Raw genomic sequence first — 12,237 nt, forward strand, 5'->3', positions numbered from 1 at the left:
GTTTCGGCAAGCCCAACGCCAGGAAGCAGATTTTCCCACGACAAGCCAAGGCTCGCGATGCCAAGCGCCAGCCCTGCTACCGGCGTTGGAAAGCTTCTTATTCGTTCTGACAGGTTCTTGAATCCATTTGCGGGCATTGTTTTGCCGCCACTCTTGGTTGGCTTAGCCTGAGCGCAGCAATCGTAACGGTCGAGCCTATACTCTGCAATGGCGATGACGTCCGCTATGCGGCCAAGAGCGTACATTGCAACTGAAATGACGTTAGTGGAAATAGCCAACCGTCATGGCACGATTTTGCTACGGCTAGCCACCCGAATACGTAGTCTGGTCAGTCGCCAATCCCGGAGCATTTAACCCGATCCAGCAGCCAACGTCCCGCCGGTCCCAGCGCTTTGTCGGACCTGTATACTGCTCTGAGATGATAACGAGCGTCCTTCCATAAGTTTAGGGGTAGCCTCACTAGTCGTCCGGCTTCCAGGTCAGGTCTTATCATGGGCTCTGGCATGGATCCCCATCCTACCCCTGCAAGCAGCAGTGCGTGCTTCGCGCCAAGATCAGCCAGACGCCACGTTTGTTCAGAGAGAACGCCAAAGTCCCGACCCTCTGATAGTTTCGAGCGGTCCGAGAGTACAAGCTGTACATGATCCCGGGCCTTAGCTGCGGCCACTGCGCTGTCTGTTTCCACCGACAGTGGGTGATTTGGGGCAGCAACCGGAACCATAGCAATTGAGCGGAGCGGAACGAACTCCAAACCCTCTGCAGCCGTCGGCACAGGCCCACTGACGCCGAGGTCGGCGACTCCGTCGCGCACAAGCTGCGTTACAGCGCCAACAGCCTCGACATGCAACCGCAAGGTGACGGACGGATAGGCAGCACTGAATGTGTTGAGGATTTTGGTGAGCGCCGGGATCGGCATCATGACGTCAACGGCGAGGGATAGTTCCGCCTCTTCGCCTTGCAACAGGCTTCTCGTGCGGGTGAGCAAGCCGCCGACCTCCCTTGTGATTGCGCGTGCGCCGGGCAACAGTGCTCGACCGGCCTCTGTGAGGCTCACCCGCTTCGCCGTACGGCGGTCAATCAGCGACAGGTTTAACTGCGCTTCCAAGTTTGCGAGCTGGTAGCTCACGACGGATGTTGCACGGTTAAGCCGGCGAGCGGCACCCGCAAAGCTTCCGGTGTCCGCAATGGCAAGGAACACGCGAAGCTGCTCGAGCGTGGGTGGATTCGGATTGTTCATCCCACTTTTTAGAACAAATTACGCAAAATTATCCAGCTTTTTATTATCTCTGTTACCGCGTAACTAATCCCGAATACCGTTCCGGTGACCCAGTTCAAGACGAGAGATCTCTCCAATGCCTAACAACATCCGCTATCTTCCACCTGTCGGCCGCTTGCTCATCAGCATGATTTTTCTGGTGAGCGGCTTCTCCAAGATCACCAACGCCTCCATGATCAAGGGCTACATCGCCTCCGCCGGCCTCCCCCTCCCCGATCTCGCATACCTGATCGCCGTCGTTGTCGAAATCGGTGGCGGTCTCCTCCTTCTCGTCGGCTTTAGGTCACGGATTGCAGCCGGTCTGTTAGCAGCTTTTTGTGTCGTGACCGCATTCGCGTTTCACGCCGATCTAGCCGACCAGATCCAGTCGACAAATTTTCTCAAGAACATCGCGATCGCGGGAGGGTTGCTGCAGATCGTCGCCTTCGGTCCCGGCGCACTCAGCGTCGACAGAAGACGATCCTCCGACCGTGCCCCTGCTGCATAACTCATGGCCTATCGTGGCAAGAATCCCTTCCTCGCCATTGAGGTACATCCCAAGTGTGAATAGGGCGAGTCCACGGAGTGACCGCCGCACATTGACTGAAGCCAAAGGACTATCGAAATGCGCGCTTTTAGACTGACAGCTCCACACCTGGACGGGCTCCGTCGATCCGACGAGCCTGTGCCCGAACTGGCACAAAACGAAGTGCTGGTGAAAATGCGGGCAGCCTCCCTCAATTACAAAGACGGCTTTTACCTCAATGGCGAGGAAGGGATTCAACTCCCCCGCGCCACCATCCCACTTTCGGACGGCGCAGGAGAAGTCGTCGCAGTCGGTCCGCTGGTGCGCCGCTTTGCGGTGGGCGACCGGGTCGTGGGGAATTTCGTGCAGGATTGGATCTACGGCCCCATCCCGGCGCATGCGGTTGACTCCAGCACAACACTAGGACACGGGATCGACGGCGTGCTCGCAGAGTTCAGGACTTTCCATGAGGAGGGACTGGTCCGCCTGCCCCAGAACCTCACCTACGAGGAAGCCGCTACGCTGCCATGTGCCGCGGTCACCGCATGGAACGCAGTTCGAAATGTCCGCGCCTGGGAAACGGTACTGATCACCGGAACTGGGGGCGTCGCATTGTTTGCGTTGCAATTCGCCAGCGCTCTTGGAGCAAAGACGATCATCATCTCCTCTAGTGACGAAAAGCTGGCCCGCGCGAAACACGTCGGCGCCGACCACGTCGTCAATTACAAGAACGATCCCGACTGGCACCTGCGCGCCCGCGAACTCACCGGAGGAAGGGGCGTCGAGCACGTCGTTGATGCCGTCGGGCCCGACACGTTGGAACGCTCAATAGCTGCAACTGCCCGTGAAGGCACGGTGCATTTTGTCGGCCTGATGAATCCCAAGGGAGCGCTGAACCCCATGCTGATCCTTGGCGGCACAGTCAACTTGCGCGGCGTCCGGGTCGGCTCGCGCAAGCTCTTCGAGGAAATGAACGCTTTCATCGAAAGGCATGACATTCATCCAGTTATCGGAAAGCGCTTCGCATTCGAATACTCCAGAGAAGCATTCGAACAACAGGTTCGGGGCGCGCCCTTTGGAAAGATCGTCATCGACATTGCAGGCGACCGACACGCTTAGGCGAAAAGATCGTTCTTGCGATGCGTCCAGTATCTGACGCGAAAACCGGGGAAGGGCGAAACGCTCTCCGGCACCTAAACTCGAGACCGACATTGGAAGTGATCATGTCATCCAGAACTGAGAAGACCATCGCCGTCATCGGCGCAACCGGCCAGCAGGGAGGCGCTGTCTTGCGGGCGCTCCAGGCCGATAATCAATTCAAGACACGCGCCCTCACTCGTCGTCCAAGCGCGCATAGCGACCTCGCCGACGAAGTCGTTGAGGCTGATCTAGACCGACCGGAGACCCTCAAATCGGCGCTCTCTGGTGCGCATGGGCTTTTCCTCGTGACGAACTTCTGGCAAGAGGGGACCGACGAGATCAAGCAAGCAACAACTGCAATTGATGTAGCTAGAGAGGTCGGTCTCGAGCACCTGATTTGGTCCACGTTGCCAGATGTCGAAGCGATTAGCGCGGGTCGTTTTAGCGTTCCGCATTACACAGCCAAGGCCAAGGTGGACCACCTCGTGAGGTCTGCCGGATTTGCGCATCACACGTTTGTTGTCCCGCCTTTCTATTACCAGAACCTTTTGACTGTAATGGCTCCGCAGCAGCGACCAGACGGCTCCTATGGCTGGACGCTCCCGCTCAACCCAGACTCGCGCAGTATTCACATGGGCGACATCAACGAGTTCGGTGGCATTGTTGCAGGGGCGTTCGCCCGCCCGGACGTGGCGGGCAATGGGCAATACTTGCCACTGGTCGGTGATCTCATGAGCTTCAACCAGATTATAGAAACACTTCGGCAGCTCGGACACGAATTCACGTTTGATCGTGCGCCGCGGGGCGTCTTTCCAGCGGAAGTGGAAGCGACTTTCGATTACTTTGAGACGCACACTTACATGGGCACTCTCACCGCGGCTGAAGTCGAGCTTGCAACGCTGGTCTCGGGAAAGCAGCCGACGAAGCTTCTGCCGTGGGCCCGAGAGCACTTCCGACATCAGACGAATTGACCTGCAAAGACACGCGGCGTGTCGCCGCGTGTCTGGCTTTGACTTTCCGCTGGCGGAAGTCACAACGATTATTTTCCCCGCGCCCGCATCCCTGATAATTGGCGCATGAATGATGCTGCGTGGGGCTGTCAGCGCCCTCATCAATACCCACATCGTGATGCCGAAGAATATCTTGATTGCACAGTCACACCTTGTTGCGGACGATCCTTTCCTCAACGAACTGGTGATCAACCTGGGCGAGGAGGAGATAAGCGTCCGCCCGACAAACATCAGTCCCTTTCGAACCACGGTAGAGAACACAATAGTTCCGCTCCTTCCGCACGCTTAAGCAAGTGCGAAGGCGGTGGCCAGTTGCCGGGGCCTCAGTAAAAGAACCTTTTCGAGAAGGCTGTCTGCCGAAGGGTCAAGTTTCGGTGAAATTTTGGACGAGTTGCGCCGCGAGCTTGGGTAAAGAAAGGCCAATGGAGCATCGACGTGGTCGCGTACCTGCAAGGGCAATATAACCATTAAAGCTGTTCGCAGTTCTTGGATCATTACATGGTGGCACCTAGGCGCAAGCAATTGGCGAGTTCGAGCAAGATTCAAGCCGTAAGAATCCTCATTTACAGGTTGCCCGAAAGGCTTCCGACAATCGCGATGCAGTGAGCGGACCTGCGGAGTTACCAGCGGCATCCGAGTTGCGAGCATCGGAGACCAAGCCGAAACCGGATCCCCGGTCATGCGCCCCGAGCATGGCGCATCCGATGATGGCTGCTCGCATTACAGGAACAAGAACGTGAAGAACCGCCTATCCATCGCAGCTGCCTCGGTCGCGATAGCCTTCGTGCTTTCGGGTTGCGAGACTACCCAGATCAACGAAATGTCCTACGCGCAGCTTCAAGTCGTCGCCGGCAAGATCGTCAAGATTTGCCAGCCGTACAGCAAGAACAAGGCAACGTTGAAAGCGTGCTATCGGCAGGAAGTCGATCGCGAGATGGCTATGCGTGAGAACAATCGCCGTCGCGCACGGGCATTTGCTGCTGCCGCCGCGCAGGGGATGCAAAACATGTCAGACAATTATGCGCAACAGGCGCAGGCATATGCGGCGCAGCGGCCTGTGAACTGCCAGACCTACTATTCCGGCAACTATGCCAATACCAACTGCTACTAAGGCGCGATCATGAAAAGTATTGTAATCGCACTTGCGATGGCGATCGCCACCACCGCGCATGCGGCCGAAGTCAAGCCAAAGGACATTCCTGCGGAAACCAAGCAGGAGATCAAGGACCGTTGCACCGCGCAGTGGAAAGACCATGCCGATCGGTACGGAATGATCGCCTACTGCATCAAAAACGAAGTGAAGGCATGGGCTGACGTAGAGAATTTTCAATGAGGCTGCTTGCCGCCGCCGTATCGTTTGCCGCGATTAGCTCGCCAGCCTCTGCCGACGTCGCGGGGGAACTACGCATGAACTACAATTCTTGTGTTATCACGTTGAACATTTGGCAAGACGCCACCACTAAGCTGCCCGGCACTAGGCATTCCATCATGGAAAACGAGAACTACTATTCGGACCCGCCACCGGTAGCGAAGCATTAAAGTGAGTACCCCGCCTCAAGACGATCTTGCGACAGATGGGCGCCAAGTGATCCGGTTCGCCGGACGCATCGGGATCTCCCAGTCGGTGTCTTGTCAAAAGGCCGGCCATGAGAACAGTGCTTCATGGGATGGAAATTCCGGGTGAAGGACCCCCCTTTTGCCACCCAAGGGGGAACGCAGATGATGATCGTTGAAACAGAGGAAACCGAAATTGAGATTACCCCTAGTAGCTTTAACGTTCGCAGCCTGCGTCATGGCTAGTGCTGCCCGCTCGGAAGAACTCTGCGACATCGTCCGTGGCGGGGTTATTATCGCTCAAAATGGTGAGAACACCTATCTGGGTAAAATCGCTAGCAGCTTCGATAGCGAGTCCATTTTCAATGAATTTGGGACGTATGGTAGCGAATTCAGTTCGACGTCGATCTGGAACGAGTTTGGGGAGTTTGGAAGTGAATTCAACTCCAACTCGGCCACCAATGAATTCACTGCGACCCCGCCCATGATCATAAAAAGTCGTAAATTACTTGGTTACCTTACAGCTAATAAGGCAATCAAATCTTCGATCTCGCCGAACATGTTAAAAGCGCTCTGCAAAGGGGCTTATTAAGGACAACGCGCGCTCGAGCCAACGCGTGATCGTCGACTTCCAGTAAACGAAGAAAACTGAAGCTTGAAGACGCAGCACGAGGCAGGGCAATAGCGGTAAAACGTATTTATGGAATCGGGTTGTCACGTCGGTCAGCGGCTTGCCCCAACCTAGGGCGGTCCCACCGAACTCTGTAGCAAGCTCTCCGTATGTCAACTAGCCGACGCTCCATCGCCGCTCGTGCGAGATATTGCGCCGTAGCTCTGAACTCGCAAGCCACTCCAACCCTGCTGAAGCGGATGAAGACAAGAAAGATAGTGTTTTCAGTGTAGGGTAGCGTTTTCGCAGTTCCAAAGGGTGTGAAATGGAAGACGACATCTGGAATCGGGCCTTCTATGACGACGGCGAGTGGGTTTCATGGTCCGATGTCGAAGAACAACTCCAATTCCAGGAGTGGCGAGCAAAGTATCCGAATGCCATAAGATCTTTGATTCCGTATTTTCAGGATCTCCTTTCGCTCGCAGAAAGCTACCACTTTGAGACAGGCCGTCATCTCAACGTGTACGGAGACATTGGGGAACTCTTCGGCGCCATTACCTACGGAATAAAGCTGAACAAAAATTATGCGCAGGGTGCTGACGGTAGGCTTGGCAACGGTCACATTGAGATCAAAACCATCACCCCGTTCAAGACCGAGGATGAGGTCATCGTGAAAGTATCAGGAAACTTCAGCAAGCTGCTCGTCGTGAAGATCAACGCGGACTTTGAAGTCTCATCCCGGATGGTCGATCGCTCGAAGCTCCCGAAAACGGCAAAGCCTTTCCTCAAAATAAGGTGGGCAGATCTGCTCATGACCGGATGAGGTCTTCGTCTGCAATTCGGATCACTACTCTGCCCCGCTGCTGAAAATGTGAGATCGCCGGAAATAGGTACTAACTAAAGCGGAAGTGAATAAATGACTCCTGGCAACAATCGATTCGCCGAGCGAAGTCAGGCATTTGGCGGGTAGCGAGCGGCGGGCCTCCCGCCGTCCGTTTTATCGATCAAGCGGAATGTCGTGCTGTTGCGAGCGCTCCGAGCGAAGCTAGTTGATCGTCGATTGCTTGCGCAGTTCATCGTTCGCGGCGGCAGTTTCCATCGAAACGGACACGATACGCGACAGCATGGTTTCGCGCTTCTCGCCGGAATAAGCGGCCAAAAGCCTTGAAAGCAGCTCGCACAAAATCGAGCCGCGCTGATGGTGCGGCAACGTATCGAGCTTAGTCTGAAACTCCTCGACCATTGCGAGAGCGGTGGCGCGCATTTCTTCCTGACTGTCCGACATGGATGTTCCTTTCAACCGAGCGCTTCATGACGCAAATCTATCTGCAAGACGTGGCGCTTGAAAGAGCTCGGCGGCACAAAAGCGGAACATGAATAAATGACTCGCGATAGCAATCCCGGCATTTCGATAAGTGACTCGGCTGCGCAAGCCATTGAAAACAAAACAAGTTGGCATACCCCTAGGCGTGCCATCGTTTTCTCTTTGAAATCAGTCAATTAGCTACCAGCATGCGAATATTCGATAATTAAATCGAATTTCGGGGGCACGCCGGGGGCAACTGAATTCTCCACATTATTTCTTGGTGCTAGTTGGTCATTCACTGCCACCATACGCTCTCAGGAGATACGGGATGGTGAAGCGAGATCCCCTAGCCTACCCCCCACGCGGGATGTCACGTGAGCTTGCCGCGCGTTGGGTCGGGGTGAGCACGAACAAACAAGTTTGATGAAATGGTCGCGGATGGGCGCGCATGCCAAGGCCGAAGCAAATTGACGCGCAATTGGTTTGGGAGTGCTAGCAGCGTGTGGCGGCCCGCGTCAAACTGGCCAAAGCCAACCCAAATCCAGCCGCCAAAGATGGTTTGGTGGCCCTGACGCACAATCGGCGGCAGGTTTCCCTACCGCCGCTCTGCGCTACTTGTACGCCCGATATTTGGGGTGCAGGCCTTGGTGAACCAGTCCTGGGACTTGCTCTTGGACGCCAATACCTTGCATCCCGGAGAGCCAGCTGATTGATCCCGTATATGGAATGGGCGGAAACCCGGAGTAGGCATCCTTCGAGCAAGCGGCGGAAAGCAGCCACGATCGCGAAACCGCACAGGATCGTGGCAATGCACTGCTCCGTGGTTACCGCACCGACATACAGGCAGAGAGTCTGGCCCCAACTATTGTCGGAGCCGCCTGTCATCAAGAGCGGCGAGACGGTAGTCCCCTTGCCCTGATTCTGCCAGGTCAGATGACCCATTCCTGGATCGACACGTGGTCGACGGCGAAGCCGGCGTAGCCGTGCCTAACTCCGTTCGCGTCCGTGCAATCCGTCATGCCGGTCGACTCGATCGTCAGGTGATCTGCGCCGTCCTGACCGGTGACATCAACCTTAAAATCGTGGAACTTGTTCCAATCGACCTGACCGCCCGCGTCCGTGAAGTCAGCCAAGCTGATATCTTTGACCACCTGGCCGTTGAACCTGAACAGGAGATGGTCATCTGCGTCGGGCTGGTACGTGTTGGTACCCACGCTGTTGGTGAAAACGATGTTCTCGGCGGCGACGGAGACAGTCAACTGTGCCCGCTGACCCGTTCCGAGGTCAAGGTCCTGACCGATCTTGATGTTACCCGGCGATGCCGACGTGTCGAGCCACTGGTGTTCGTCGGCGGCGAAGCCGGTGACAAAACCGAACTTCTCGTGCTGCACCTGCATTGGCTGCGAAGTACCGGCTTCGTTGTTCCACCCTGCGATGGAGTTGAGATTGATAAAGCCGTGTTCGTTGTTGGCGTTATCCTGCTCGAAGTTCCAGTTCTTGACCAGTTCGTTTCCGCTCAGGTGTTCGCGGCAGTCAGAGACCCAGCCGTTCAGAACGACGTGATCAATGGCCAAGCCTTGGTAGGCAGCGTCTTGGCCGCTCGACTTGATGAACAACTGATCGGTGGCCAAGCTGTCATTGGCATGCACAGTGACGTCGAACTTGTAGAACTCATTGGAGGTGGCCAGGTCCGAGGCTTTAACCGTCTTCACGAGTTCGTAGTTCCACCAAAACTCCACCACCGCGTTCGGATCCGTGTGGCCATCGATGCCGAGATCTTGCTTGGCGATCGAGAACGACAACTGAGCGTCGTGCTCAATATTGGTGGTCCTGTTGGACTCGCTCAGCTGTATCCAGATGTTACCTGGCGATGCCGCAGTGTCGAGCCATTGATGCTCACCAGCACCAAATCCCGTCTGAGGACCGTTCGTGCCGTCCACAACTTCCATCGACTTCGCATAAGTGCCGAGGCCTTGGCTTTCAGCGTAATCGGCAACGTTGAACCAACCGGTCGGTGCAGACGTTTGCTGATAACCGCGCGGGTCGGTTACGACGGTGTCCTCGAAAGTCCACGAGGCGATCACGTTGCCGGCGTGTGGAGAGCAAACCGGCTTTTCGTCCGTGCCGGCGATGTCGATACTGACCGAAGTCTCGGTGCCGTCGACGCTGAACACTTTGAACGTGTCGGTGTAGTGCTGGTCCTTCACGAACTCGTTGTGGGCGCTGTCGGCGGTGTAAGTCCACTTACCGTCGGTACCAATCGAGAAGTGACCGTATTCACCGGCAAAGTTGGTCTGTGGCTTGAACGTATCCTGACCAGCGTCCGGGTCGGTGGCGGTCAACTGACCGTGAGCCGAGATGTCGGCTATCGTGTCACCCTCGGTCAGGTGCACCACGTCGGCCGATAATTTCGCGACGTCGTTGACACCAGTGATGTTTAACGTCAGCGTGGCCGTGCTGGTGCCGCCGTGCTGGTCGGTCACGGTATAGTTGAACGTATCGGTAGCGGGCTCACCTTCCGCCAGCGCCGTCGCGTGATTGGCGACGTAACTGTAACTGCCGTCCGACTTGATCGTGAGATCACCGTAGACACCCTGGATAAGGGTGCCCGCGTCGGTGACATCGGCGGTCCCGACTTTCAGCACTTTCAACGTCTGGCCGACGTCCGAATCTGAATCGTTCGCCAACACACCGTTGATCGCCGACACGGTGATGGATGCGTCTTCGGCAACCGCCGCGCTCTCGCCCACCGCAACCGGTGCGTCGTTAATCACGACCGGGGCTGGCGGGGGCGGCGTACCAACAACATCCACGTGAGCCGAGGACCATGTACCCTTGTTACCGGTTTGGACCATGTAGTCGAAGTCCTGACCGTGTTCACCTATGTCAAACGACATCCAATTGTGAGTGACCGGGTCGATCTTTACGGTGATCCCGTGATCGAGCAGGTAAGCCTTCTGCGCGTCGAGGGTCGGGATGCCGTTCACAACGGCACCATATTTGCCACCGGCGTAGTCGGTGATGTTGCCGAAGAAAAACTGCTTGGTGACGTCAACCTTGGCGGCCCCGCCGGGGTCGTTCTTGAGCAGATCGGCGATGGTGAAGTCATAGTCCCCGTTCAAGCCGACGACGTCGTCCTTGGCCGCGCCCGAATTCTGTGCGGAGTTTGATGTTGTAGAAGTACCCATTTTTTGCGTTTCCAGTTACTGGAGGCTATGTGTGTTCCGGGTCCCGTCATCGCCCTGTTCACGACGGGTCGGTAGACGGACGGGACGTTTCCCTCCCGTCCGCTGTTATCAAGCGATGATGAAATCAGCGGCTGTTAGCGCCGTCCCGGCATGAAGCTGGGCGAACTGGACCGCGACACCGGCACCGTTGGCGTACGGTCGAAGAGCGGGCCGAAAGGCCCGCTCCCAATTCGCTCGCGAGAAGGATCGCACCTCAGAGGATGAAATCCGAAGCGGTCAAGCCCAGGCCGGTACCTGTCAGGGTGATCGTCATTTCGTCGTTGCCCGTATTGCCGTTGGTATCGAAGTGAACGGTCGTGTTCCCGCCACCTTCAGTGAACCAGACGCCGTGCGCGGTGGCCACGGTGCCACCGAATGTGAAGTCACCAGTACCTCCGCCACCCGAGTTGATCGAGTGCACGTCGATTTTATCGAACCCATGGTGGAAGTCGTGGATCGTGTCGGGAGCGTTGAACAAGCTATCGTCTGCAGTCGTAAACACGAACTTGTCGTTGCCTGAGCCGCCCCAGAGGTGATCCGCACCGTTACCGCCGGTGATGTTGTCGTCGCCTGATCCGCCATAGATCGTATCGTTTCCATTTTGACCCTGGAGATCGTCGTTTCCGCCACGGCCGTACAGGGTGTCGCCGCCATCTTTAGCGTTGACCTGATCGCCGTTTATGGGGTCGTTAGTGGCAACGATTGTATCGGCTTGTTGGCTTCCATTGAAGGTGTGACCGTTGCCGGTGGCGCCTCCCGACGTCACTTGTAGGTTGCCATTGACGTCGCGGACGTCATAGTCATTTGTGGTGTCGCTATCGGCTTCGACCACGTCGGTGATTGCGAGATGGAAGTTCTGCGAGGCGTCCGGATTGCCGCCGACGCTTGCGTCATTGACGTTCACCGTCACGTCGTAGCTTTTCTGAGTCTCGAAGTCCGCGCCGCCGATGAAGTGCAACTCGGTGCCGACGATCTTAAACGCCGCAGCGTCGGTGCCCGACAGTGACACTACGTTGGTGCCCAGCGCGTCGTCGGAGACAACGATGTCGGCAACCTTGATCTCGCCGCCGTTCTCCGCCGTCGACGCCAGCGTGTTCGCCAGCGCCACGCTCGGTGCCTCGTTCACGTCGGTGATGGCGAGATGGAAGTTCTGCGAGGCGTCCGGATTGCCGCCGAGGCTTGCGTCATTGACGTTCACCATGATGTCGTAGCCCGCCTTGGTTTCGAAGTTCGCACCGCCGTTGAAGTGCAGCTCCTTGCCGCCATCCGCTCCGTCCACGATCGAGAACGAGGCCGCATCCACCCCCGACAGCGACAGCACATTGGTGCCCGAATCGACGTCCGTCACTGCAATATCGGCAACCTTGATCGAGCCCCCATTCTCGGAGGTCGATATCACCGTGTTCGACAGTACTACCGCGGTCGGCGCGTCGTTGACCGCCGCCAGCGATAACGTCTGGCTGGCCGTGACGTCGCCGCCGTTACCGTCGGTGACATGGTAGCTGAGGTTGACTTGACCGTTGAAGTTGGCGGCCGGCTTGAAGGTCCAGCTGTCGTCGGCGTTTTTGGCCCAGGTGCCGTCATTCGAGGACAGCCCCGAGACCGAGAG

The 12,237-nt window shown here is 56.8% G+C and carries 11 protein-coding genes; 7 read left to right on the plus strand and 4 right to left on the minus strand.

The window, feature by feature from the left end; genetic code table 11:
* Window positions 1-328: 328 nt before the first annotated feature.
* A complete protein-coding gene (locus tag AF71_RS28750; protein ID WP_169684092.1) occupies window positions 329-1,237 on the minus strand; it encodes a LysR family transcriptional regulator in 909 nt (302 codons plus the stop codon).
* 115 nt (window positions 1,238-1,352) lie between these two features.
* Here AF71_RS28750 and AF71_RS28755 point away from each other — a divergent pair, with 115 nt between their 5' ends.
* From AF71_RS28755 to AF71_RS28785, 7 genes are all read left to right on the plus strand, one after another.
* The gene (locus AF71_RS28755) at window positions 1,353-1,763 is read left to right on the plus strand and encodes a DoxX family protein (protein WP_169684094.1); all 411 of its coding nucleotides are present in this window, start codon (window positions 1,353-1,355) and stop codon (window positions 1,761-1,763) included.
* Window positions 1,764-1,880: 117 nt separating this feature from the next.
* Window positions 1,881-2,900, plus strand: coding sequence for an NAD(P)-dependent alcohol dehydrogenase (locus AF71_RS28760; protein ID WP_169684096.1), 1,020 nt, complete (start codon window positions 1,881-1,883; stop codon window positions 2,898-2,900).
* Between the two features lie 98 nt (window positions 2,901-2,998).
* Window positions 2,999-3,892: an NmrA/HSCARG family protein gene (locus tag AF71_RS28765; protein WP_348644154.1), complete on the plus strand. Its 894-nt coding sequence runs from the start codon at window positions 2,999-3,001 to the stop codon at window positions 3,890-3,892.
* Window positions 3,893-4,610: 718 nt separating this feature from the next.
* Window positions 4,611-5,042: a hypothetical protein gene (locus tag AF71_RS28770; RefSeq protein ID WP_169684098.1), complete on the plus strand. Its 432-nt coding sequence runs from the start codon at window positions 4,611-4,613 to the stop codon at window positions 5,040-5,042.
* A 9-nt stretch (window positions 5,043-5,051) separates the two neighbouring features.
* Window positions 5,052-5,264, plus strand: coding sequence for a hypothetical protein (locus AF71_RS28775; protein ID WP_169684100.1), 213 nt, complete (start codon window positions 5,052-5,054; stop codon window positions 5,262-5,264).
* A 459-nt stretch (window positions 5,265-5,723) separates the two neighbouring features.
* Window positions 5,724-6,077, plus strand: coding sequence for a hypothetical protein (locus AF71_RS28780; RefSeq protein ID WP_169684102.1), 354 nt, complete (start codon window positions 5,724-5,726; stop codon window positions 6,075-6,077).
* 343 nt (window positions 6,078-6,420) lie between these two features.
* Window positions 6,421-6,918 (plus strand): hypothetical protein, encoded by a 498-nt coding sequence (locus tag AF71_RS28785; RefSeq protein ID WP_169684104.1) that lies wholly within the window; start codon window positions 6,421-6,423, stop codon window positions 6,916-6,918.
* A 222-nt stretch (window positions 6,919-7,140) separates the two neighbouring features.
* Here AF71_RS28785 and AF71_RS28790 read toward each other — a convergent pair whose 3' ends face one another.
* From AF71_RS28790 to AF71_RS28800, 3 genes are all read right to left on the minus strand, one after another.
* The gene (locus tag AF71_RS28790; RefSeq protein ID WP_169684105.1) at window positions 7,141-7,380 is read right to left on the minus strand and encodes a hypothetical protein; all 240 of its coding nucleotides are present in this window, start codon (window positions 7,378-7,380) and stop codon (window positions 7,141-7,143) included.
* A 950-nt stretch (window positions 7,381-8,330) separates the two neighbouring features.
* Entirely contained in the window at window positions 8,331-10,589 is a 2,259-nt protein-coding gene (locus tag AF71_RS28795; RefSeq protein WP_169684107.1) for a VCBS domain-containing protein, read from the minus strand.
* Between the two features lie 253 nt (window positions 10,590-10,842).
* Window positions 10,843-12,237 (minus strand): cadherin-like domain-containing protein (locus AF71_RS28800; protein WP_169684108.1); only part of this gene is annotated, 1,395 nt, incomplete at its 5' end.

The sequence above is a fragment of the Rhizobium sp. 57MFTsu3.2 genome (assembly GCF_012932765.1).
Lineage (GTDB): Bacteria > Pseudomonadota > Alphaproteobacteria > Rhizobiales > Rhizobiaceae > Rhizobium > Rhizobium altiplani.

Coding starts and splice junctions, on each gene's coding strand:
- AF71_RS28770 (WP_169684098.1), top strand. CDS start 4,611: ATGCGCCCCGAGCATGGCGCATCCGATGATGGCTGCTCGCATTACAGG.
- AF71_RS28775 (WP_169684100.1), top strand. CDS start 5,052: ATGAAAAGTATTGTAATCGCACTTGCGATGGCGATCGCCACCACCGCG.
- AF71_RS28755 (WP_169684094.1), top strand. CDS start 1,353: ATGCCTAACAACATCCGCTATCTTCCACCTGTCGGCCGCTTGCTCATC.
- AF71_RS28780 (WP_169684102.1), top strand. CDS start 5,724: ATGGCTAGTGCTGCCCGCTCGGAAGAACTCTGCGACATCGTCCGTGGC.
- AF71_RS28750 (WP_169684092.1), bottom strand. CDS start 1,237: ATGAACAATCCGAATCCACCCACGCTCGAGCAGCTTCGCGTGTTCCTT.
- AF71_RS28795 (WP_169684107.1), bottom strand. CDS start 10,589: ATGGGTACTTCTACAACATCAAACTCCGCACAGAATTCGGGCGCGGCC.
- AF71_RS28785 (WP_169684104.1), top strand. CDS start 6,421: ATGGAAGACGACATCTGGAATCGGGCCTTCTATGACGACGGCGAGTGG.
- AF71_RS28760 (WP_169684096.1), top strand. CDS start 1,881: ATGCGCGCTTTTAGACTGACAGCTCCACACCTGGACGGGCTCCGTCGA.
- AF71_RS28790 (WP_169684105.1), bottom strand. CDS start 7,380: ATGTCGGACAGTCAGGAAGAAATGCGCGCCACCGCTCTCGCAATGGTC.